The sequence below is a fragment of the Fictibacillus nanhaiensis genome, from assembly GCF_036213205.1.
In the GTDB taxonomy this organism is placed as follows: Bacteria; Bacillota; Bacilli; order Bacillales; family Fictibacillaceae; genus Fictibacillus; species Fictibacillus nanhaiensis_E.
Genome location: NZ_JARMFC010000001.1, coordinates 163,990 through 187,457, shown reverse-complemented (window position 1 = coordinate 187,457; position 23,468 = coordinate 163,990). Strand labels below are relative to the sequence as shown.

The window sequence follows — 23,468 nt, the reverse complement described above, 5'->3', positions numbered from 1 at the left end:
AATAAATGAAGGTGCGTGAGAAGTATGCAAAGACATTATTTTTTGGCAGTCAAGCTTACTAATGAGATTAAATTAAAGCTTGCTGAAATCTGTAACCGTACAAAGAATGAACATCACTTTAAAACATGGGTACATCCAGAGGACTTTCATATCACTTTAGCTTTTCTAGGTGCTGCTTCGTCAGAACAGCTTCAAACTCTTCATAAGTTACTTAACGAAGAGTTAAGTATTACAGAGAATAATTTTTCTCTTCAAATAAACCGATTCGGCTTTTTCGGAAACGAACAACACCCACGAATCTTTTGGGCAGGTGTTGAAGAAGAACACTGTTTATATAATCTGCAAAAACAAGTTGCTTATGTATGTGAGAAGGTAGGTTTTCAACTTGATAAAAGACCTTATGCTCCACACATTACCTTAGCAAGAAAGCATATAGAGTCAGATCATATTGCGGTGGATTCACAACAATGGTGGAATTGCTATGGCGAGAACGTATCATTCATAGCAGACGAGATCGTTCTCTATGAAACACATGTTGATAAACAGCCCAAATACCACGTTATACACTCATATTCTTTTTAGAGATGAAACAGAGGGGAGATCCAATGGCGCAACTGGTAAAATTACTTGATTACGTATCAAGATATGAAAACAATTTATATCACTATCAATCTCTATTTATGCGAATTAAAGAAAATCGCTGGAAAGCATTTCAACAACAAAACGAAACTGACAACCGCAAGCGCTCACATCAAGAATTTCGAGAAAAATTATTCCATCATCAGATGAACTGGGCGACTTCGACTGTAAAAGAGATCTCAAATTGGGATAAAAAATATCTTTTTGATGAAACGCTAAAGTTGCTCATTAAAGGACTTCCTGATAACTACTTTTTGTTCTATGAACCTGTTTTTCAAGTGAAGAATGCAGGAGTGGAACTAAATATAATTTTAGTAGGGCCTACAGAGGTGTGGCTGATCGTTTGGATGAATGGAGAAGGAATTTGGCAAGAAGCAGATAACAAACGTTTCTGGAAAAATGTTCGACATGAGCAAAAGGAGACCGTTTTAAGTCCTTTTATTCGACTCGAACGCATGCAATCTTTAGTACGAGAAACTTTGGAATCCTATCAAAAACAGTTGTCCTTAAAGTCATGTATTGTTGCACCTGACTCATTTATTGATTTTACGAGTGATTGGAGAAGAGTAGGATATGTAGATAAACGTAATTTTAATGAGTGGCATGCACTTCTGCAACAAAATCCGGCACCCATTAAAGGTCTGCAATTAAAATTCGTGTCTGATCTCCTCAAACGAGGCGTAACAAAATCTTTATACAGAAAAGATCCGTTATCCAGTGAGTCTGAGTTTCATTTTGAAGGTATTTGAGAGATTTTGTCGAAATACTTCTAAAAACATAAGATTGAGGACGCACTGAATGAAAAAATATTTCTTTATCATCAACACAAACAACGCAAAAGCGCTTTATACTTTTGATCAATTAAAAAAGGCAATGGACGAGGAAGAGATAAGCTATAGAACGTTTTATACAGAGTATAGCGGTCATGCCACAGAAATTGCGAAGAAGATTACATACATAAACAAAGATGATATTAAAGCTGTTATCGCTGTAGGTGGAGACGGTACGATACATGAAGTTTTAAACGGTATGAAAGAAAATCCTAGCATTCCTTTAGGATTTATATCTGGAGGATCTGGCAATGATATCGTGCGAGTACTAACAAAGGATGTTAGGGGGTTAAGAAAACAACTTGAATATTTAAAGCGCAATCGAATGGTCAAGACTGACTCGGGAAGTCTTCAACTTTTAGGAAGAAAAAATAAAATCCAGTCTTTTATAAGTGCTGTTGGTATAGGTTTAGATGGAGAAGTAGCAAAGGTTACAAATGAAGCGTCTTATAAAAAGTATTTACATAAGCTAAGATTAGGTTCACTAGCATATGTTTTTACATTGTTTAAGGTTCTAAAGTTTTATGTGCCTGACTCCATGGAAATTAGAATCGATGGACAAGAACATAAGTTTACGAATGTCTGGCTTGTAGCTGTTGGTAACATGCCCTACTATGGAGGGGGCATGAAAATTTGTCCTTCAGCTAAATGTAATGATGGAGTTTTAGATGTTTGTGTTGTACATGATCTATCTCTCTTCAAACTTTTATTGCTCTTTGTTTCTGTATTTTGGGGTGGTCATGTTAACGTACAAGGTGTATCTCAGTTTACGGGTAAAGAGATTGAAGTGATAACACGTAGATCAGTAGCTATTCATGCAGATGGTGAATATAAAGGGACTACTCCAGTTCGTATCGACGTTCAACCGGGTACAGTTTCAGTTAAAATATAAATTATTAAAAATGAGTGGGGATAAAAATGAAATGGACAGATTTTTTTAATATTGCTCTTTTTGCATTCCTTTGGGTTATGTTGATTGAAAAGAAGTCAGGTTTGAAGAATTGGATTTTAGATGTAACCAATGACCATCTAATTCTTGGAATTGTTGTACCTGTCATCGTTTACGCGGCAATTGTTATTGCCGGAAGAATCATGAAGAATAAATATTTAAATGCGGAGTGAAAATGAAAAACTCTTTTTGGTTATCTTCGCCAAAAGTGTGAGGCTGCCTAAAGTAATCCAATCTTACTTTTGGGATGGGCCTCTTTTTTATATAAAGGAATAACAAATTCATTTTACGTTCAATATGATGTAATAGCGATAAAAAGGGGTGAGTTCGTTGAAAAGTGATCACAATTCAATGTCCGCATATATCGATGATTTTTCGATGATAACCATTGTAGTTAATAAGCCCTTTTCGATCATCCCGTCTCTTTCATTGGTAGATGATAAGAAGGTATTGCAGCCATTAACCATCGATAAACAAGAACACTATCATGATCAGGTAATCTATAAATGTAGAACAAGAATGCCAATCGATCTAAAAAATCAATATTGGGTAACATATTACGATAAAAGAATTCCCTTAAAGATTGGTAGCATTGTTCGTACAGCAAAGTTCGATAGCCTCTATTATGATGAAAGTAGTCTAGGAGCGAATTACACACCAGAAAGTACAACATTTAAAGTTTGGTCACCTGTTGCTTTTGCAATGATTCTCAAGTATAAACATCAGCATTCTAATGCCTTTATTGAACAAAAGATGTTAAGGACTGAAAGAGGAGTCTGGCAAGTTACGTTAGAGGGTGATCATCACCTAACAGAATATATGTTTGCTGTAAACGTAAATCATGAATGGGTAGATACAACTGATCCTTATTCTAAGTCTGTTACTGCAAACGGAGTACATTCTGTTGTAATCCATCTACCTGAAACAGATCCTGAAGGTTGGAATCGATCTGAAAAAAAGATCAACCTTCGTTCAAAAACGGACAGTATCATTTATGAGGTTCATGTTCGGGATATAACCATTCACACAGATAGTGGTGTCTTAAATAAAGGAAAGTATTTAGGATTAACAGAACATGGAACAAAAACATCTAATGGATATCCTACGGGATTGGATTATTTAAAAAGCCTTGGAATAACTCATGTTCAGCTGTTGCCTGTTGCAGACTTCGGAAGTGTTGATGAAAAAAATCCTAATTCAGCGTACAACTGGGGATATGATCCTGTTCATTTCTTTTCCCCAGAAGGATCGTACGCTACGAACCCTTATGATCCGATATGTCGAATAAAAGAACTTAAAACAATGATTCAAACACTGCAACAAAATGGGCTCTCAATCATTCTAGATGTAGTTTACAACCACGTCTATAAACGTGAGGAATCATCATTTGAAAAGCTTGTGCCAGGCTATTATTTTCGCTATGACGATGGTGGTAACCCAGTTAATGGAACGGGCGTAGGAAATGATACTGCATCCGAAAGGAAAATGATGCGCAAATTCATCTTAGATGCGCTAATATTTTGGATGAGTGAATATAAGGTGGATGGATTTAGATTCGATCTGATGGGGATTCATGATGTTGAAACAATGAATCAGGCAGCAGAAAAGTTAAAATCTATGAACCCAGGCGTATTTTTACTTGGAGAAGGCTGGGATTTAAATACAAATTTAGAGCCGGAACGAAAAGCTACTCTCGCATCCGCCAAGAAGATGCCATCTTATTCATTTTTTAATGATGCGTTTCGTGAACATGTTAAGGGCAGTATCTTTCCTGAGGGTCAAAGCGGGTTTATTAATGGTAATGAAGATGAACGAATCAAACATCAGATGATTCATGTGATGAAGGGTTATGCAGGACATCATGTTACGTTTATAAAAGCAGAACAAAGCATTAATTATACAGAATGCCACGATAATCACACATTGTACGACCTTTTGTACATTAGGCACCCCTTTGAAGGTGATGTAATGAGAAGGAAAAGGCAACAGCTTGCGTTAGCGTTTACTCTTTTTGCACAAGGTGTCCCATTTATCCACTCGGGGCAAGAATGTTTTCGAACGAAAAAAGGAGAAGAGAACAGCTATAACCTCCCTGACACGATCAATGCGATCGACTGGAACCTTGTTGAGTCTCTCCATCAAGAAGTTGACTATTTTAGACAGCTGATAAGGATAAGGAAATCACAGCCTATCTTTCGTGATAACTCTGCTGAGCTTTTAGAATGGGTGGTACCAGATGGTGGATTAGGATTTAAGTTGCACCTTCCTTCCACCGATATAAAGAATGGTTCTTCTTATTGGAGCAAAGCCTTATTACTCTTCAACCAAACAGCTAAACCAATAAGCATACCTATAGAACAAAATAGATGGACGATAGCTATTGAGGATGTTAAATACACTAATCAAATTTTAAACAAGGATTTGTACAGATTAGAGTCGTTATCTTTTTCTTTACTTTATTCTGTTTAGAATTGTAAAGAATCAAGAATCAAGTGCTTTTCTACATTTTTTGTGTTAAAATAATGACTTCGCAGTAATTTAATTTGATACGGAAATGCTATTATTTTTGATAGAACAACTATAAAAAAACGGATTTCGTAACTAGACAAGAAGGTGAACATTTTGGAACAGATTTTGGGAGAAGATTGGCAGGTTTCCCCTGCTGGCGGAGCGACGGGAGAAGCATATATAGCTGAATATGGGAACCAAAAACTGTTTTTAAAGCGTAATTCCTCTCCGTTTTTAGCTGTTCTTTCTGCAGAAGGAATTGTTCCTAAACTTTTATGGACGAAAAGATTAGGGAATGGAGACGTAATAACAGCTCAACAATGGCTAAACGGTCGTGAATTGAAAGCAGCAGATATGAAGAGTGAGAATGTAGCCGAACTTCTGGCAAAAATTCACCGATCTCAAGAACTGCTGGGCATGATGAATCGCTTAGAGAAAAAAAGATTAACGCCGGTTGACCTTTTAAACGATATACAATTGCAGATGCGTAAAGAGAAAGACTATCTAGAAATCATCAATGATTCCTTCGCTTATTTAATGGAGACGGCGTCTGAGGTAGAAGTCGATAATTTGGTTGTATGCCACTGTGATGTTAATCATAACAATTGGCTGCTAAGCGATTCCGATGAATTATATTTGATCGATTGGGATGGAGCCATGATTGCTGATCCTGCTCTTGATCTTGGAATGCTTCTCTATAGCTATATTCCTTACGAAAAATGGGAAGAATGGCTCGAAAAATATGGGGAAACACTTAATGATGATTTAGAAAGAAGAATGCATTGGTATGTTTTGGCACAAACCATAAGTTCATTTTTCTGGTATAAAGAAAAAGGACAGTCTAAAGAGACTGCCCATTTTGCAGAAAGTATTAAGAAACTTGCTGGTTCGATCTAACACTGACAATATATAAGTTCATCTGACACTATTTCCTAGGGAATAGTGTCTTAATATGGATGATGTGTTTGAATCGTGTTGATCCATGTTTCTAAATGAGGACGATGATTAGTAATATGTTCTTCTAAATGCTGATGTGAAAATCCGGTATGACTATATTCGTTAATATTGGATAAGATGCTTCGTACTTCTTCATGAACTGCACCGTTCTCCATTAAATGTGCAGCAAGACGTTCTAATTGAGCACATTCGGATGGTGAACCAGCACAATCGGTATAATGGTCTTGAAGAAGATCTCTAATGATATGCAATTGATCGTTATGATTTAATGGCATTTTGCTGCACATCCTTTCATTGCATAGCATATGGATTTTGCCAAAAAATATCCTTCATTAGACGAATAAGAAACAAGTGTTATTGTTTATAAAAGTGTGAAAAGTGGGGAGAAAATATGCGTCAAAGATTTAAACCTTGGGCTAAAGATAAATTAATTGATCATCCTGAATACGTTTCAGTAGAGCCAGAAAAGATGAAAGGAAAATGGCACTCTTTTTTTGGGAACGACAATCCGATTCATATTGAGGTTGGAACAGGTAAGGGACAATTTGTTAATGGTATGGCTAAACAAAACCCTTCTATAAATTATTTAGGGATGGAGCTTTACGACAGCATCATCATCACTGCATTGGACCGTATTCTAGAAGACGAAAAACCAAACGTTAAACTGATTAGAGCAGATGCATCACAAATGCTAGATTACTTTGAGCCAGGTGAAATTGAGCGTGTTTACCTCAACTTTTCAGATCCTTGGCCAAAATCCAAGCATGCAAAAAGAAGATTAACGCATGAAAGTTTTCTTAAGAGATATGAGACGGTATTAAAAAAACCGGGTGAAATTCATTTTAAAACGGATAATCAAGGGTTGTTTGAGTATTCACTTCATAGCATGTCAACCTATGGTATGTTCTTTAACCAAGTAAGTCTAGATCTTCATAAAAGTGATATGCAAGACAACGTTATGACAGAATATGAAGAGAAATTCTCAGAAAAAGGATATCGAATTTACCGTATGGAAGCACAATTCCGTTCATAAAGCACAATTCCGTTCATAAAGATTCAAGCATATGCTTGGGTCTTTTCTTTTCATACCATCCTTGTTTCTTATGATACACTTGAACAGAGATCGAAATGAAAGGAGACAGAAAATATGGATCAGTGGAAAATTGGTACGAAAACATTAACATGGTTGGATGGCGGGGTCACACATATGGATGGCGGTGCTATGTTTGGAGTCGTTCCTAAACCGCTTTGGGAAAGAAAATATCCTGTTAACGACAAGAATCAAATTGAGCTTAGAACTGAACCTATTCTTGTTAAGGGTTTTGAAGGAAAGAACATACTGATTGAGTCTGGGATCGGTTATGGAAAATTAACAGAAAAACAAAAAAGAAACTATGGCGTTACAGAAGAATCCCTTATAGAAAAAAGTTTAAAAAAAGAAGGATTAACAACAGCTGACATTGATATTATTCTTATGACACACATGCACTTTGATCATGCTTCAGGGCTATCAAGATGGGAAGATGATCAATTAGTACCTGTTTTTGAAAACGCTATTATTTATACTTCTGAAACAGAATGGAATGAGCTAAAGAATCCAAATATCAGGTCTCAGAATACATACTGGAAAGAAAATTGGGAACCTATTCAGCAACAAGTAAGGACGTTTAAAGAAGAGATAGAGATTATGAAAGGTATCAGAATGGTTCATACAGGTGGTCATAGTGATGGACATTCGCTGATCGAGCTAACGATAGAGAATGGAGAAAAGCTCTATCACATCGGTGACATCATGCCAACGCATGCACATCATAACCCATTATGGGTGCTTGCTTATGATGATTATCCTATGACTTCGATCTTTCAAAAACAAAAGTGGATAAAGCCTGATACATGGTATTTCTTTTATCATGATTGCATTTATCGTGCAGTTAAGTGGGATGAAAAAGGAGACATGACAGAAAGAATACCACGTTCCCCGAAAATGTAAAAAAACCGTCACATATTTTCCATTTTCAAGTGAATGTCGAAATCGACAGGATATGTTAAAATATGAGAGGCATGTATTTATGAACTTTATTTATATCTTAAAGGGTAAAAAATGAGAGGGGATTTGAAAATGAAAAAACAGTTAGTTGCCATTTTTACCGTTTTAGCACTGTTTTTATCCATGGGTACTTTCGTATCTGCTGAACAAGCTACAGATGAAATGAAGAAGACGATTGAAAAGGGAATTGAAAGTAAGCACAAAGATTTAAAAAAGGGTTCTCTAACTTTAACAGATATTGAAACATACCCAAATCAAGACTCAGAATTAGATGCATCAGAAGTAACAGTTGCTATTGCTAACTATGACACAGTCAGAGATAACATCTTTTACTTCGATCACACAGAAGTTGTTTTCTATGATGCTGACAAGAACGAACTTTTAGCTGAAGCGGCAGTTGCTAAAGCAAATTCTCAAATTAAAGATTATAAAAAAGCACACGAATCAGATCTTGGAACACATATGGATTGGATCGTTGTTACAGCACTACTATTTGTTTTAATTCTAGTTCCATTATTCATTTTAACTGTTTGGGAAAAGCGTCAGTATCTTACTACGAAATTTAAGATTGATAACAATCTTTACGACCAAACAAAATTATATCGTTAATCTCTATAAGAAAACCCTTAGGAAAAATGTCCTAAGGGTTTTCTTTACTTTTGAACGAGTTCTAACAGACTTCCAGTTGAAGCATCGATTAAGAATTCGAAATGCGACGCTTCCCTTCCAGGTGATGAGTTTGAAAAGCCACCCTTAAATACAGAGTATGGAAGGCCATGCACGTTCTTTTCTTCAGAGTTAACCATGATCCAGGCTCCTGAGATTGTGTAATGATCTCTTGCTTTTTCCTTAAATTGTTTTAGCGCTTTTTCTGGTGTGATGGCTTCTGTCTGTTTCTTTGTAACAACATAACCGATTGCAGCACCTGTAAGGCCTGCTAGAATCAGGTTTCTCCAATTCATTACTATTCCCACCTTATGTATATACATTTTTCAAATCATATAGTTCCTTCATTATCAGTATAACAAAGAAAAGCCTTCTTTTTCTTGGGCTTTTTTGATAAGATACACTTGATAAAGCTGGAGGGTTCGAAATTCCCACCCCTCTTAAAACAAAACTAGGGAGCGTGAAGAATGAACATTTACACTCTCTGCGTTATTAGCAGAGTTTTTTTGTTTTCGTGCTCCATTCGAAAGGATGAACTGGAATGACTTATAAAATTCCAACAGATGTTCAAATACTGGGTCGCGACATTAAGAGCGATCAGTTAAAGTACCATAATAAGCGGGTTGCAGTATGCAAAGAGTTTACGTTTGATGCGGCTCATCATCTGCATTGCTATGATGGAAAATGTAAAAATCTCCATGGTCACACATACAAACTAGTTATTACAATGAGCGGATTTGTAAATTCAATCGGCATTGCCGTGGATTTTGGAGAGATAAAAGAAATCTTTAAATCAGCAATTGACAGTAAATTAGATCATCAATATTTAAATGAAGTTCTTCCGCCGATGAATACGACTGCAGAAAATATGGTAGTTTGGATTTGGGAGCAAATAGATCATGAACTAAACGAACGAGGTCTAAGTGAACAAGGTCACAGGTTAGAAGAACTTAAACTGTATGAGACACCTACTAGCTATGCTGTAATGAAAAGAGAATGGATGGTGGAAAAGGATGATGTTTAATCTGCCGTCTAAAGACGTTTGGAAACACTGGAAAGTTCCTATGGTCGAGATTTTTGAAACGGTTGAAGGTGAAGGGTTACAAGCAGGGTATCCAACAGTCTTTGTTCGTGTTTTTCATTGCAATCTTCGCTGCACATGGTGTGATACGACATATAGTTATGCGCCTGCTAAGCCAGAGTTTGAAGCAACGATAGAAGAGATTGTGAATACGATCAAGACGTTCCGCTCACAACGAATCTGTTTCACAGGTGGAGAGCCTTTAATCCATAGAGAAAAGTCAGCTGCCTTACTTCTAGCTATGGCTGACTTGGATCATATTGTAAATATCCATATAGAAACGAATGGAGCTATTGATTTACAGCCATTTGAGCAATTGCGCAACTCTCACCATGATTTACAAAAAAAGATGAGATTCGTTATGGATTACAAGCTCCCAGCTTCAGGTGAGATGGACAAGATGCACATGGAGAATTTCAAAGAGCTTCAACACCAAGATGAGATTAAATTCGTAGTTGGATCAGAGAACGATTATGAGATAACGAAACAAGTAGTCTCTAAACATTACAGAAATGGTCAGATTTGTGTAAGTCCGGTATGGGAAAGTATGCCTCCGAGACGTCTTGTTGAACTTTTATTGGAGAATCCACTACCAAATGCGAAGCTCAGTCTTCAGCTTCATAAAGTAATTTGGCATCCGGAAGAGAGAGGGGTTTAACCCATGAACAAAAAAGCGGTTATTGTTTTAAGTGGAGGACTTGATAGCACAACCTGCATGGGAATTGCAAAGGCGGAAGGGTATGACTTATACCCGATCACCTTTCACTATGGGCAACGACATAATCGAGAAGTTGAACAAGCCATTGAAGTCGGTAAATTTTATGGTGTAGCAGATCACCGAATTGTAGATCTTACTTTCTTAAAAGATATTGGCGGAAGTGCCCTTACAGATGAAAAGGTAGATGTTCCAACTGAGGCAGAAGAAGGAATTCCTGTAACATATGTGCCTGCTAGAAATATGATTTTCTTATCTCTCGCAAGCGCTTATGCTGAAGTCATTGGAGCCACTGCGGTTTATACAGGTGTTTCAGCGGTTGACTTTAGCGGCTATCCAGATTGCCGTCCAGAATTTATTCAGAGCATGGAAGAAACGATTAATCTAGCAACAAAAGCGGGTGTGACAGGAATAAATATATCAGTTGAAACACCATTGATCTCTTTATCTAAAAAGGAAACGATTGAAAAAGGTCTTTCTCTTGAAGTGCCATATGATCTAACAACATCTTGCTACAATGGGAAAGAAGCAGCTTGCGGACAATGTGACAGCTGTGTATTACGTTTAAAAGGTTTTAAAGAAGCAGGAGCGGTCGATCCGATCATTTACGAAATCTAGAACATTCATAAGTATAGAAAACCCCTTCTTATAAGGTGTACAATAAAAATGTACATGTGACTAATTAGAAGGGGTTGTTTTTATATGAATAAAGAAACACTCGACTTGTTTAAAACATTGACTGAATTGCCAGGAGCACCAGGCTTTGAAAGAGATGTTCGTAAGTTTGTCCGAAAAGAGATCGAACCTGTATCCGATGAAATTATTCAAGATGGTCTTGGCAGCATCTTTGGTGTTAAAAAAGGAAATGGTCCAAAGATTATGGTAGCGGGGCACATGGATGAAGTCGGTTTCATGGTTACGAAGGTTACGAAGAACGGTATGCTTAAATTTCAAGAGTTAGGTGGCTGGTGGAGCCAGGTTCTGTTAGCTCAACGTGTAAATATTTACACGGATAAAGGTGATGTTATTACAGGTATTATCGGCTCGACTCCACCTCATCTTCTTTCTGAAGATCAGCGAAACAGACCGATGGGTATAAAGAATATGTACATAGATATTGGCGTAGATAACGATCAAGAAGCTCATGACCTAGGTGTAAGACCTGGACAGCAAATCGTTCCGATCTGTCCGTTTACACCGATGGCCAATCCAAAGAAAATCATGGCTAAAGCATGGGATAATCGATATGGTGTAGGATTAGCGATTGAACTATTAAAAGAACTTAAAGATGAAACGTTGCCTAACGAATTGTATAGCGGTGCTACGGTTCAAGAAGAAGTAGGACTTAGAGGATCCAAAACAGCAGCTAACTTAATTCAACCTGATCTATTTTTCGCATTAGATGCAAGTCCAGCGAATGACATGATGGGGGATAAAAGTGAGTTCGGGCAGCTTGGGAAAGGTGCATTATTAAGGATTTTAGACAGAACGATGGTAACTCACCGTGGAATGAAGGAATATATTTTAGATACAGCCGAAACGCATAGAATTCCCTACCAGTACTTTATCTCTCAAGGTGGAACAGATGCTGGAAGCGTACACATTTCCGGAAATGGTGTACCTTCCGCAGTGATAGGGATATGTTCACGTTATATTCACACGCATGCTTCAATGATACATGTTGACGATTATGCCGCTGCAAAAGAATTGCTTATTCGACTTGTTAAAACAGCAGATGAATCCACATTAAGAACAATCTTAGAAAATAGCTGAGGATGAACGAACAATGAAAATCGGAATTGGATCATCTAACCCTGCAAAAATTAGGGCAGCTCATCCTTTTATTACCCATTTTGAGGAATCAGAACTCGTATCCTACTCATCGGAATCATTAGTTTCTGCACAGCCTTTTTCTGATGAGGAAACCAAGATCGGTGCAATCAACCGTGCAAATGATTGTGTAAAGCAAGGAGCGGACATCGGTATTGGTTTTGAAGGCGGTGTTATGGAGATGGAAGATGGCATGTATTTATGTAACTGGGGAGCGGTGGCTGACCAAGATGGAAACGTCTATTCAGCTGCAGGAGCGCGCATTCTACTACCATCGGGAATCGTAACAGGTCTGAAGCAGGGTAAGGAACTTGGAACATTAATGGGTGAATTAACAAAGGACCCGGAGATTAGAAAAAAGGATGGAGCGATAGGTGTCTTCACTAGTGGCATGCTATCTAGGAGTGAGATGTTTTTGCATATTTCCACGATTCTTTTGGGGCAATATGTATATAGTTTAAACAAATAAATAGAAGCGTGCGTTCTATTGCGCGTGTATCTTTCAACAAGAAGGTTGTTAGTAAGGTTTGTACCCCTTACCTAACAACCTTTTTTGAATGAATAAGAATAATCAGGGAAAATTAGAAACAAAAACGTAAGGCGGATTTTAACTTTGAACTTATATTTGAAAAGAGTGCTGATCTTTTTTGTTATCCTCATCGCTTTTTGTGCAGGGTGGATCATATATGAAGTTTCACCCCCTGACGGTACGGCGGAGAAGGCTTTTGTTATAAAAGAGAACAGTGATTTTAAAACAGTATCCAAAAGTTTAAATGAAAATGGATTTATTAAAAGCCCTTTTTTATTTACAGTTTATGCGAATTTTACTGGGAAGAAAAATAGCGTTGTAGCAGGAGAACATACGATTAAACAAGGAAAAGGGTATAAAGAGATCTTACAAGATCTTTCTACTTTAGCAAATGAAACAGAAGCCTTAGAAGTGATTATTCCAGAAGGATTGACTGTATTAGAGATTGCAGAACGTTTAAATAAAGTGGGAGTTGTGGATAGAAAGCAATTCCTTAATGAAGCAAAACCGTGGGAAACATTAACTGAAGATCAACAAGAACAATTAGGAATTAATAATAAAGTCAAGAAATCCAATATTAAATTTGCAGTTGAAGGACTTCTTTTTCCAGACACTTATTATTTTGAGAAGAAAATGAATGCAGATGAAGTGATTCATCAAATGATTCAAAGGATGATTGAAGAAACAAAGGAAATCTCAATTACTACTGATCACACTCCTTATGAAATGATAACATTAGCGTCAATTATTGAGAAAGAAGCACTATTGAATGAAGAGAAGCGTAAAATCGCTGGTGTTTTTATGAATAGGATAGAAGAAGGGAAGAAGCTGCAATCATGTTCTACCGTTCAATATTTGCTTGAAAAACCAAAAGCAACATTAAGAAGAAAAGACCTTAAAATCAAAAGTCCATACAATACGTATATCAACAGTGGTCTACCACCAGGACCGATTTCAAGTCCGGATCTTCCTTCATTAAAGGCAGCAGCCGATCCAGAAGATCATGACTATTATTACTTTGTTGCAAAACAGGATGGTACATGGAGTCATTTCTTTGCAAAAACGTATAAACAACATAGAAAATATACTCAATTGAGTGGAAATTATTAAAACCCGGTGGGTGATCACCGGGTTTTATAACTTAGTCTTCTTTTTTAGATTCACGATCTAAAGAATGATCAGTCTCCGTGATATTCTCTATTTCCTCTTGTATCTCCTCTTCGTCAACATGGTGAACAGGAGCTATTTCTCTGTCTGCTTCCATTTCTTCTCGGTATTCATCTTCTTGAACTACAAACTCTTCTACATCACTATCATCAACTGTAGCTGCAGCTTCATGGTAAGTATCCATAAATTCTACCTCTTCATCAGTGGTTAGAGATTCTCTTTCACCTAAAGAAAATTGATCTACCTCTTCTTGTAAAGTAAGCGCAATTTCTTGGAGTTCTGTCGCAGCAACGTTTACTTGGTGGATGGCTTCTTTTTGGTGAATACTTGAAGCACTAACTTGTTCACTTGTAGCAACAGATTCCTCAGATATCGCACTTACTTCAAAGAGCTTTTCAGATAAGTTTTCATTAGCCGATTCAACACGATCAATCGCACTTTTTACTTGAGAGATTCTTCCGTTAATTTGAGAAACATTTTGAATGATGCTTGAAAACGCTTTTTCTGTCTGCTGAACGGATTCTACTTGATCAACACGATATTGTTCAAAGCGCACCGTTTCTTTTGATAACAATTCCATTTGATTTGTCATGGATTTTACCAGCTGCTGAATTCTTAGTGCTTCATTCTTAGAACGCTCAGCAAGCTTTCGAACTTCACTGGCAACAACTGAAAAGCCTCTTCCAGCCTCACCAGCTCTTGCAGATTCTATGGCTGCATTAAGTGCAAGAAGGTCTGTGCTTCCAGCTATCTCTTGGATCGTTTCAACGATTGAATTGATCTGTTTGGATTGTTTGCTCGCGTCTTGGATTTCTGAAATAAGGCTTTGAGCTAATTCTAAAAAGTTCTCAGAATGTGTATTTAGTTGATGGACGATGCTGGAGCCAGCTTTTCCGTCATTTTCAGCTTGCATAGCATCTGAAGCAATCTCGTCACTGATCGATGCGGTTTCTTTTATATATCCAGTCACATCAGAAAGCAGAAGTGTACATTCCTGCAAGTGATCAGCCTGACTTTGAGCTCCTGTTGCCACTTGTGAGATCGCTTCTGTCACTTCATCACTTTGTGCTGTGGTTTCTTCTGATACGGCTGCTAAGTTTTGAGATGAACTCGTTAGTTTCTCCGCTGCATCCTTTACTTCGTTCATTGATCTTTGCATTTTTTCTGCCATGCGATTGAAGGTTTGAGCTAGTTCTCCCATTTCATCTTTAGAATTTGTCTCTACTCGATAAGAGAGGTCCCCATCACCAATAATGGAAGCACCTTCTTTTAGAACGGAGATAGAAGATTGAATAGATCGTAATAGCCAAACACCGATTACACTTAATATCGATAAGATTACGATACTTAAACCAATTAAACTGATCGTTAGCCAAAACTTAACTGATTTTTGGTTTTTAGTTAGTTCTACATTTTCCTTCTGCAAATTATTTTCTGCATCTTTCGTTGATTGATCTACAACATTAGCGATCTTTTCAAAAGTCGAAATATCATCCCCGATTTTTTTTGTGATCGATTGGATCGTATCTGCAGAAGTTGTATATTTTAATAAATTCGATTTGAAAGTAGACAACTGATCGGCAGGCAGGTTTTTCTCATCTAACATTCGATCAAACGTTTGAGCACTTTCTTTAAAGCTTTCAACCGTCGTGCTGTCATACTTAATATGAACATCTTTTTCATAAGTTTGCATTTGCAGCAGTGTGATCAATAAAGTTTGGTCGTTCATGGCTTTCACTGATTCATAAAAGTTGTTAGATGTTTCTGTCATCATCTGCTTTAATGAGTTAAGTTGAGTGGTAAGACTTGTAGCAGAATTAAATGACGTTTGATAAGCAGACAAGTCTTTTTCTATTCCTTTAATTGAAGAATTTTTCGTTTCTTTAGCTACTTTACTCGTTTCTTTTTGTAGGTCACTTAATGAAGATAGAACCTTTTCTTTAGACTCTGTGTTAGGGTCTCTTAAATACTCTTGTTCAAGTTTACGCACTTCATTAAATGCACTCTGAATATCATTACTAGACCGTAATGTTAATTGTACTGAATCTCTTTCTTCTTCCATTTGGGTGTTCTGCCATAAAAATAATCCAATAAATGCAAGTATTAGTACCATTCCGGCTAAACTGATGAAAAGCATCAGTCGCACTCTTCTTCGTATCGACATGTTCATATGAATCCCCCCTGCCATTTTATCGGTCTTTTTTGAATTATTTTAAGTTTCGAAGTAAAAAGAATTGTATGTAAAACTAATTAACTTTACACCTGTCTTTACATGAGTTTAAAACAAGTTATAATGTTTGAGGGACATGTTTAACAGAACAGCTAAAGGAGTCATTTCACATGAGGAAATTTTTATATAAAAAAGGGGTAAGTCTATCACCCAAAACGTATTTTATTACGGGGTTTCAATATTTTGCATTAGGATTGATGGCATCGCTTATCGTAGGACTGATTCTAAAGACGATCGGTGAACAACTCTCGCTTCCATTTTTTACAGAGATGGGACAGCTAGCGATGACTTTGATGGGTCCAGTGATCGGTACGGCAGTGGCGTACGGATTGAAAGCACCCCCACTCGTTATTTTTTCAGCAGGTATAGCGGGGGCAGCAGGAGCAGATCTTGGGAGTGTTGCGGGCTGTTATGTAGCAGCATTGATTGCTGTTGAAGCCGGAAAGCTAGTATCTGAAGAAACAAAATTTGATATTTTAATTACACCTGCAGTTACAATTTTTACAGGTTATACGATTGCTACATTTATTGGACCGGGAATTGATCAATTCATGAAGGCGTTTGGTCAGCTTGTTATGTGGTCAACCGATCAGAGGCCATTGATCATGGGGATATTAGTAGCTCTATTGCTTGGCTTTGCGCTAACAGGTCCGATTTCTTCAGCCGCAATTGCGATGATGCTAGGCCTAGAGGGTCTAGCCGCTGGTGCAGCAACAATTGGATGTGCAGCTCAAATGATTGGGTTTGCAACAAGTTCATACCGGGAAAATGGATTTGGAGGGTGGCTAACACAAGGGATCGGAACATCAAAACTGCAGTTTCCGAATGTGGTAAGAAATCCGTATATCTTAATTCCGCCAACGGTTGCAGGCATACTACTAGCACCGATCGGAACTCTTTATTTTCAAATGAAGAACATTTCAGCCGGAGCAGGAATGGGAACGAGTGGTCTCGTAGGGCAAATTATGACGCTCAGGACGATGGGCTTTACCTTTGAAACGTTTCTTGCTATATTTATTTTGCATTTTATAGGACCAATTATCATAAGTCTGATACTTTCAGAATGGTTAAGAAAAAAAGGATATATTAAATTTGGCGATATGAAGCTGAATCAATAAGGAGACGGTCTAAATGGAAAACATCAAATCGATCGAACAATTTAATGAAACAATCAAAAAGGATGTTACAATAGCTGTTTTTTCTGCAGACTGGTGTCCAGATTGTGTGGTAATTAAGCCGATTCTACCAGAAATTGAAGAAGAATACTCAAACTATCAATTTGTCTATGTGGATCGTGATGAACTGATCGAACTTTGTCAAGAGCTTGATATTTTTGGTATTCCAAGCTTCTTAGCCTTCAAGGATGGCGAGGAGATCGGACGATATGTGAATAAAGAGAGAAAAACAAAAGAGCAGATTGTTGCCTTTTTAGAAGAGCTTAACATTCCTTCAAAATAGGTCAAAAGAGTATGTTATAATAACAAAAAAATGATTTTTTTAGGTGAAGGGAAGTTTTTTGATGGCTAAAGTTGAAGTAAATCACAGCAAATATGAAGGTATTCGTTTTGACATCCAAGATGAGAACGTAATCCTTGTTGATATATTAGAAACAATTCCTTATGAGTATGTAGGAAAAGATACAATGGTAACCATTCCTACGACTGAATTTACATCTGTATGTCCTTGGTCAGGTCTTCCGGACTTTGCTGATATCATCATCAGCTATATTCCAAATGAAGATCTAGTAGAAATGAAGTCTTTGAAGTATTATCTAACTTCATATCGTAACGTTGGAATCTACCAAGAGCATGCTACAAATCGTATTTTGGAAGATCTAGTTAAGCTCCTTAAACCAAAATATATTAAAGTAGTTGGAAACTGGAACGCGCGTGGCGGATTAGGAACAGAAGTAGTAGTAGAATATAAAGAAGAAAACAGCAAGTAAACGAACAAAAACCTCCATTAGGAGGTTTTTCACGTTACGAGTAACGGTCGTCTAAGAAAGGAGGATTCATACATGAGCAGTTCCATTAAACTAAAGAAAACATTACAAGAGAGACTTATGAGTCCAACCCGAGAATTTTCATATGATAGGGAAGATGAAACACTTCGAATTACGAATAAGGTAACGGGGAAAGGTGTATCCTTATCTCTCGGAGGACTCAGTGCGCGCTGGTCGAAAGAAAAAGATGAACTTATCGATAAACTTGTTTATTACGTAGAAGAAGGGTTGAACGCCGCTTCTCATGAAGAAGAAGGTTCTAATAGCTTATCACGCATCTTCCCAGTCATACGTTCTGCTTCCTTCCCTACAGAAACACAAGAAGGAGAAGAACTGTTCTATCAAGAGCATACAGCAGAAACAAGGATTTATTATGCTTTAGACCTAGGCAAAACCTACAAACTTCTAACGAATAATAAGATGAGGGAGTTGAAGGTAGAAAAGTCTCAAATACTTGATGCTGCTAGGTTCAATGTTAAAAGGTTATCAACAGATCATAAAGAAGACCAAGTTGCTGGAAATACGTTTTACTTTTTAAATCATAATGATGGCTACGATGCTAGCAGAATTCTAAACGTTAATTTCTTAGAAGATATGAAGAAAAATATCTCTGGAGAAATGGCGGTTGCCATACCACATCAAGACGTACTGATCGTTGCAGATATCAAAAATAAGCAAGGATACGATATCTTGGCTCAGATGGCGATGCAATTTTTCATGAACGGACGAGTGCCAATTACAGCTTTACCGTTTGTGTATGAAAACAAAGAGCTAGAACCAATCTTTATTTTAGCCAAGAATAAACCAGTAGAAGAGGAAACAACAGATTGATTTATAATAAAAGCCGCTAGAAACATCTAGTGGTTTTTATTTCTTATCTTTTTACACGCATGTGCTATAGATGAATATTTAGACTATTGTTTCTCTTCTATTTTCGCTACAATAAAGAAACAACCAACAGAAATAGGTGAGAAGATGAGTTGGATAAAAAAATTAATGAACACGTTTTTTGACGATGAAAATGAAGATGACTCCTACTATGAGGAAGAGAGAACCAGAAGCCAAGAGCCTGTTAAAAAACAGCAAGCTATTGAAAGAGTGGAAAATACTCAGAAAACGAAACCAGCTCCTTTTGCAAGCAATGGAAGAAAAACGTCTCAATCAAATATACAGCATCCTGCGAAAATGCTGCATAAGTATCCTGAGAATGCGCCATTTCGTTTTCCTGTAATCCCTGATGAAAAAAACTCAAAACCAGCTGCACAACGTCATACATATCAACAGAAAGAAACACAACAATTTAATACCCCTGTCAGGGAAGAAAAATCATATCGAGAAGAGCGCCCTGTTCGTGAGCAACGATCTTTTCAAAATGACAACAGAAGATCTCAAGCAAAATCCACTAATTTTAACCAAGAACCAAAACGTCAAGCATTTAAAGCATCTAACGTTCCATCGCCTGTTTATGGATACGAGAGAAGAAATAAGAGTGATGCTCAGATTAAACCAGAACAAAAGGAGACCACTCCTGAGGTTAAATCTCGGTTTACGCCAACAGATGTACCATCCCCTGTATACGGATATGGAAAGAGAAAGCCAGAAGGTATATTGTTCATCGGTAGAGATATACCTGAAAAGGATTCTGTTACAGAAGAACTTTTAAAGACTGTTGAAGAAGTGTTACCTGCTGCAACAACAAAAAGCTCAATGGGTATACAAGAGATTGAGCGTGAGACCTCTCAATTTCAAGAATTGAATCAAAGTATGGTTAAATCAGAACAATTACCTGTTGAAGATGAAGTAATCTTGGGACAGGATGTAGTATCCCAAGAAGAACAGCACATTGAGTCGCTTGAAATGGTTGCTGAATCACCAGACTTGTATGTGTCGGAGGATAATAGCGAGGTTTACTCTTTGAACGTAGAGAAACAGCACCAAATGATTGAACCTGTTGATGTGTCTGAAGTTGCCGAGAAACGAACGGAAAACCCTGAAGCGCAACATGTTCAAGAGATAACTCCTATTAAGGTTGAAGAAAAGCAAGAACGAGAAAATGTAGTAATTGAACAAACACAGCCGAAGAAAGAAGCTCCAAAAAGTGGCGGACAATTTGTTCCTTTTAATGTGCTAATGCTAAAAAAAGACAGGAAGTCGCTAGCACGACCTGCTTCAAATTCAGAAATACGTCAGCCACAAAGCAGACAAATCGCAAGAACAGAACTAAACACTCATCAAAGCGCTGAATCTGTAAACAATCAGCTGTTTGTTCCATTGTCATTATTGAATAAAGCGAAGGTTTCACTTGAAGATGATGATCTGTGGTTGAACGAACAAAAGCATACACTACAGTCAACACTAGATAACTTCAATGTGAATGCAAAAGTAGTTCATATGACAAAAGGTCCTGCTGTTACACGTTTTGAAGTTCAACCTGCTCCAGGCGTTAAGGTAAACAAGATTACAAATCTTACAGATGACATAAAACTTAGCCTGGCTGCTCGCGATATAAGAATTGAAGCCCCGATTCCAGGAAAGAATGCAATCGGTATAGAAGTGCCGAACCAGCATAGCAGAGCTGTTTATTTACGTGAGATTATTGAAGATGATGTGTTTAAGGATTCAGCATCTTCCTTAACAGTGGCTCTCGGTTTAGACATCTCTGGAGCACCAGTGGTGACTGATCTTCAAAAGATGCCGCACGGACTTATAGCAGGAGCTACTGGATCAGGAAAGAGCGTTTGTATCAATTCTATACTTGTGAGCTTGCTGTATAAAGCAAAGCCGGAAGATGTTAGACTTTTACTTGTCGATCCTAAAATGGTCGAACTCGCACCATACAATCATATTCCGCATCTAGTGACCCCTGTTATTACAGATGCAAAAGAAGCTACGGCTGCATTAAAATGGGCGGTCGAAGAAATGGAACGCCGCTATGAAGAGTTTGCAAAAACAGGTGTACGTGAGATCAAGCGTTACAATCAAAAGATGGAAGAAGAGCAACATTATAAAAACAAGATGCCATATATTGTTGTAGTGATTGATGAACTAGCTGACCTTATGATGGTATCACCACAAGAGGTTGAAGAAGCGATCTGCCGAATTGCTCAGAAGGCAAGAGCATGTGGAATCCACCTTCTACTCGCAACACAGCGTCCATCCGTCGATGTTATCACTGGCCTGATCAAAGCCAATGTACCAACTCGTACGGCATTCGCAGTTTCGTCCGCGATCGATTCTCGTACCATTCTAGATATGAGTGGTGCAGAGCGCTTATTAGGGCGAGGCGATATGCTCTTTATGGAGAATGGATCGAACAAAGCAGTCCGTATTCAAGGTACCTTTGTTTCTGATGAAGAAATTGAAGAAGTGACACGCTACGTAAAAGAAGAGTATCAAACAGAATATCTTTTTACGCGTGAAGAACTGATTCAGCATCAGCAAACAACAGAAGTAGAGGACGAGCTTTTTGAAGAAGCGTGTTACTATGTAATCGAAGTAGGCGCTGCGTCATCTTCTAGCTTGCAACGAAGATTTAGGATCGGTTATAACCGAGCAGCAAGATTAGTAGACATGATGGAAAGTTTCGGTCTTGTCTCTGAAACGATGGGAAGTAAACCAAGACATGTTCTTCTTACACAAGAAGAACTAGAGAATCGATTATATAGCGGTGTTGAGTAATAAATTTATAGGAAAGAGCTGATTATAGGGGACGCCTTACATCGGCTCTTTCTTTTTGTAAGCAGATTGGCTTAGTCTCGATTTAACAGAAAGTAAGGGTATCGGCAAAATTAAAATTATATCGCCAAGAAACAGATTATATCAGCGAAAAAAACTTTTTATAGGCAAAATTTCGATTATATCGGCAAATTTAGCTGATTATCATTTTTTTTAACTTTCTGGTCACTTTCTAAAATACTCTATTAAATGATTTTCTTGAGTTATTGTGCCTTGTTCGCTATTATAGTGTGGGGAATAGTTCCCTTCTTTTATACCTTGGAAAAAGTCATGAGGAGTAAATTAATGAAAGAGATAGAATTAAAGCTGCAAGGAAAAATCAAGCGGCTCACGAATAAAACATTTAAATTTGATGAACGGATCAGAGAAGGCTGGTTCTCTGCTGTTTATTTTCTTAAAACCTGTGAAATTGTAGAATCATTTAAACCAGACAATATCGTAACGATGCAATTCTTTCAAAAAAGTGACGCCGTCTTGTGCGGTTCAGATGAAGCGATCGCGCTAATTAAAACCTTTGCTAAGGATGTAGATTCTTTAGAGATTCATTCTTTAAAAGATGGAGATAAAATCTCTCCGTTTGAAACGGTTTTAACGATAAAGGGACCTTATCAAAATTTTGGTTTCTTAGAAGGAATGATTGATGGAATTCTAGCCAGAAGAACATCAGTTGCTACGAATGTTTATAATGTTGTAAAAGCTGCTAGCAAATCTGGTATCCAGAAGCCGGTCATTTTTATGGGAGACAGAGACGATCATTTCGCACAGCAAGCTGGAGATGGCTATGCATCTTATATTGGTGGCTCAACTGCTCAGGCTACACATGCGATGAATGAATGGTGGGGCAAAAAAGGTATGGGTACGATGCCACACGCCCTCATTCAAATCTTTAATGGGGATATTGTAGAAGCTACGAAAGCTTATCACGCGAAATACCCGGAAGATGATCTGATCTCTCTCGTTGATTACAACAATGATGTGATAACAGATGCTTTAAAAGTTGCAAGAGAGTTTGGAGAGACCTTAAAAGGGGTAAGGGTTGATACTTCAAGAACGATGGTCGATCAATATTTCTTCAGAAACCCTGATGTACTAGGGTCGTTTGATCCTAGGGGTGTGAATCCAGAACTGATCTTTGCACTTCGAAAAGCGCTGGATGAAGAAGGCTTCCAACATGTTAAAATTGTAGTTAGCGGTGGATTCAAAAAAGAAAGAATCGAGCAGTTTGAGGAACAGAAAGTACCCGTAGATATTTATGGGGTAGGCAGCAATCTATTAAAGATCAATATTGGGTTCACGGGTGATAACGTTATGATGAACGAACAGCATCAAGCAAAAGCTGGAAGAATCTATCGCCATAATCCAAGACTAGAACTAGTGGAATAACATATCATTATTTTAGAGAAGTTGGGAAAAATAGATAAACAGCTCTATTAGACTTTTATCATTTGTCTATCATGGTGATGGGACAACAACTTTGCTATAATGGTTCAAGTATTCCGAATCAAGCCTGACTGTGCATAAATAACCGTTTCATTCAGCAGGCATATAATAATACAAATAGGCCTTTTAGAAGGTGTTCTTTT

The 23,468-nt window shown here is 37.6% G+C and carries 24 protein-coding genes; 21 read left to right on the top strand and 3 right to left on the bottom strand.

Annotation, left to right across the window (positions count from 1 at the left end; translation table 11 throughout):
• Positions 1 to 24: 24 nt before the first annotated feature.
• From thpR to P4V41_RS00850, 6 genes are all read left to right on the top strand, one after another.
• Complete coding sequence (gene thpR / locus P4V41_RS00875; protein WP_328082983.1) at positions 25 to 582, top strand: RNA 2',3'-cyclic phosphodiesterase; 558 nt, start codon at positions 25 to 27, stop codon at positions 580 to 582.
• 23 nt (positions 583 to 605) lie between these two features.
• Positions 606 to 1,388 carry a hypothetical protein gene (locus tag P4V41_RS00870; RefSeq protein ID WP_328082982.1) on the top strand — a complete coding sequence of 261 codons (783 nt, stop codon included), beginning with the start codon at positions 606 to 608 and terminating at the stop codon, positions 1,386 to 1,388.
• A gap of 49 nt (positions 1,389 to 1,437) precedes the next feature.
• The gene (locus P4V41_RS00865; protein WP_328082981.1) at positions 1,438 to 2,361 is read left to right on the top strand and encodes a diacylglycerol kinase family protein; all 924 of its coding nucleotides are present in this window, start codon (positions 1,438 to 1,440) and stop codon (positions 2,359 to 2,361) included.
• 26 nt (positions 2,362 to 2,387) lie between these two features.
• Positions 2,388 to 2,591: a hypothetical protein gene (locus P4V41_RS00860; RefSeq protein WP_328082980.1), complete on the top strand. Its 204-nt coding sequence runs from the start codon at positions 2,388 to 2,390 to the stop codon at positions 2,589 to 2,591.
• Positions 2,592 to 2,748: 157 nt separating this feature from the next.
• A complete protein-coding gene (pulA, locus tag P4V41_RS00855) occupies positions 2,749 to 4,887 on the top strand; it encodes a type I pullulanase (protein ID WP_328082979.1) in 2,139 nt (712 codons plus the stop codon).
• A gap of 153 nt (positions 4,888 to 5,040) precedes the next feature.
• Positions 5,041 to 5,823: a phosphotransferase family protein gene (locus tag P4V41_RS00850; protein ID WP_328082977.1), complete on the top strand. Its 783-nt coding sequence runs from the start codon at positions 5,041 to 5,043 to the stop codon at positions 5,821 to 5,823.
• 50 nt (positions 5,824 to 5,873) lie between these two features.
• Here the strand turns inward: P4V41_RS00850 and P4V41_RS00845 are convergent, their stop codons facing one another.
• The gene (locus tag P4V41_RS00845) at positions 5,874 to 6,158 is read right to left on the bottom strand and encodes a YtzH-like family protein (protein WP_328082976.1); all 285 of its coding nucleotides are present in this window, start codon (positions 6,156 to 6,158) and stop codon (positions 5,874 to 5,876) included.
• A gap of 116 nt (positions 6,159 to 6,274) precedes the next feature.
• Between P4V41_RS00845 and trmB the strand changes: the two genes are divergently transcribed.
• The 3 genes from trmB to P4V41_RS00830 all read left to right on the top strand — a co-directional run bounded on the left by trmB (position 6,275) and on the right by P4V41_RS00830 (position 8,539).
• Positions 6,275 to 6,916: a tRNA (guanosine(46)-N7)-methyltransferase TrmB gene (trmB, locus tag P4V41_RS00840; protein ID WP_328082975.1), complete on the top strand. Its 642-nt coding sequence runs from the start codon at positions 6,275 to 6,277 to the stop codon at positions 6,914 to 6,916.
• A 114-nt stretch (positions 6,917 to 7,030) separates the two neighbouring features.
• Positions 7,031 to 7,873, top strand: coding sequence for a YtnP family quorum-quenching lactonase (locus P4V41_RS00835; RefSeq protein WP_328082974.1), 843 nt, complete (start codon positions 7,031 to 7,033; stop codon positions 7,871 to 7,873).
• Between the two features lie 129 nt (positions 7,874 to 8,002).
• Positions 8,003 to 8,539 carry a hypothetical protein gene (locus tag P4V41_RS00830; protein ID WP_328082973.1) on the top strand — a complete coding sequence of 179 codons (537 nt, stop codon included), beginning with the start codon at positions 8,003 to 8,005 and terminating at the stop codon, positions 8,537 to 8,539.
• A 44-nt stretch (positions 8,540 to 8,583) separates the two neighbouring features.
• On the opposite strand, the gene P4V41_RS00825 is transcribed toward P4V41_RS00830, so the two are convergent.
• Entirely contained in the window at positions 8,584 to 8,892 is a 309-nt protein-coding gene (locus tag P4V41_RS00825) for a peptidase M4 (protein WP_328082972.1), read from the bottom strand.
• A gap of 245 nt (positions 8,893 to 9,137) precedes the next feature.
• Here P4V41_RS00825 and queD point away from each other — a divergent pair, with 245 nt between their 5' ends.
• The 6 genes from queD to mltG all read left to right on the top strand — a co-directional run bounded on the left by queD (position 9,138) and on the right by mltG (position 13,861).
• The gene (gene queD, locus P4V41_RS00820; protein ID WP_328082971.1) at positions 9,138 to 9,620 is read left to right on the top strand and encodes a 6-carboxytetrahydropterin synthase QueD; all 483 of its coding nucleotides are present in this window, start codon (positions 9,138 to 9,140) and stop codon (positions 9,618 to 9,620) included.
• Complete coding sequence (locus P4V41_RS00815) at positions 9,610 to 10,335, top strand: 7-carboxy-7-deazaguanine synthase QueE (RefSeq protein WP_328082969.1); 726 nt, start codon at positions 9,610 to 9,612, stop codon at positions 10,333 to 10,335. Before queD ends, P4V41_RS00815 begins: the two co-directional genes overlap by 11 nt.
• Positions 10,336 to 10,338: 3 nt before the next feature.
• Entirely contained in the window at positions 10,339 to 11,010 is a 672-nt protein-coding gene (gene queC, locus P4V41_RS00810) for a 7-cyano-7-deazaguanine synthase QueC (protein WP_328082968.1), read from the top strand.
• A gap of 84 nt (positions 11,011 to 11,094) precedes the next feature.
• A complete protein-coding gene (locus P4V41_RS00805; RefSeq protein WP_328082966.1) occupies positions 11,095 to 12,165 on the top strand; it encodes a M42 family metallopeptidase in 1,071 nt (356 codons plus the stop codon).
• 13 nt (positions 12,166 to 12,178) lie between these two features.
• Complete coding sequence (locus tag P4V41_RS00800; RefSeq protein ID WP_328082965.1) at positions 12,179 to 12,691, top strand: DUF84 family protein; 513 nt, start codon at positions 12,179 to 12,181, stop codon at positions 12,689 to 12,691.
• Positions 12,692 to 12,835: 144 nt separating this feature from the next.
• Complete coding sequence (gene mltG, locus P4V41_RS00795) at positions 12,836 to 13,861, top strand: endolytic transglycosylase MltG (RefSeq protein ID WP_328082964.1); 1,026 nt, start codon at positions 12,836 to 12,838, stop codon at positions 13,859 to 13,861.
• A 31-nt stretch (positions 13,862 to 13,892) separates the two neighbouring features.
• Here the strand turns inward: mltG and P4V41_RS00790 are convergent, their stop codons facing one another.
• Positions 13,893 to 16,088, bottom strand: coding sequence for a methyl-accepting chemotaxis protein (locus P4V41_RS00790; RefSeq protein WP_328082963.1), 2,196 nt, complete (start codon positions 16,086 to 16,088; stop codon positions 13,893 to 13,895).
• Positions 16,089 to 16,258: 170 nt separating this feature from the next.
• Between P4V41_RS00790 and P4V41_RS00785 the strand changes: the two genes are divergently transcribed.
• The 6 genes from P4V41_RS00785 (at position 16,259) to P4V41_RS00760 (ending at position 23,268) form a co-directional block, all read left to right on the top strand.
• Positions 16,259 to 17,266 (top strand): PTS sugar transporter subunit IIC, encoded by a 1,008-nt coding sequence (locus P4V41_RS00785; protein ID WP_328082962.1) that lies wholly within the window; start codon positions 16,259 to 16,261, stop codon positions 17,264 to 17,266.
• Positions 17,267 to 17,279: 13 nt separating this feature from the next.
• On the top strand, positions 17,280 to 17,606 hold the full coding sequence (locus tag P4V41_RS00780; protein ID WP_328082960.1) for a thioredoxin family protein: 327 nt from the start codon (positions 17,280 to 17,282) through the stop codon (positions 17,604 to 17,606).
• A gap of 61 nt (positions 17,607 to 17,667) precedes the next feature.
• The gene (gene queF / locus P4V41_RS00775; protein ID WP_066396893.1) at positions 17,668 to 18,093 is read left to right on the top strand and encodes a preQ(1) synthase; all 426 of its coding nucleotides are present in this window, start codon (positions 17,668 to 17,670) and stop codon (positions 18,091 to 18,093) included.
• Positions 18,094 to 18,165: 72 nt separating this feature from the next.
• Entirely contained in the window at positions 18,166 to 18,981 is an 816-nt protein-coding gene (locus P4V41_RS00770; protein ID WP_328082959.1) for a DUF1444 family protein, read from the top strand.
• 144 nt (positions 18,982 to 19,125) lie between these two features.
• Positions 19,126 to 21,828, top strand: coding sequence for a DNA translocase FtsK (locus P4V41_RS00765; RefSeq protein ID WP_328082958.1), 2,703 nt, complete (start codon positions 19,126 to 19,128; stop codon positions 21,826 to 21,828).
• 342 nt (positions 21,829 to 22,170) lie between these two features.
• Positions 22,171 to 23,268 carry a nicotinate phosphoribosyltransferase gene (locus tag P4V41_RS00760; protein WP_328082957.1) on the top strand — a complete coding sequence of 366 codons (1,098 nt, stop codon included), beginning with the start codon at positions 22,171 to 22,173 and terminating at the stop codon, positions 23,266 to 23,268.
• Positions 23,269 to 23,468: the final 200 nt, after the last annotated feature.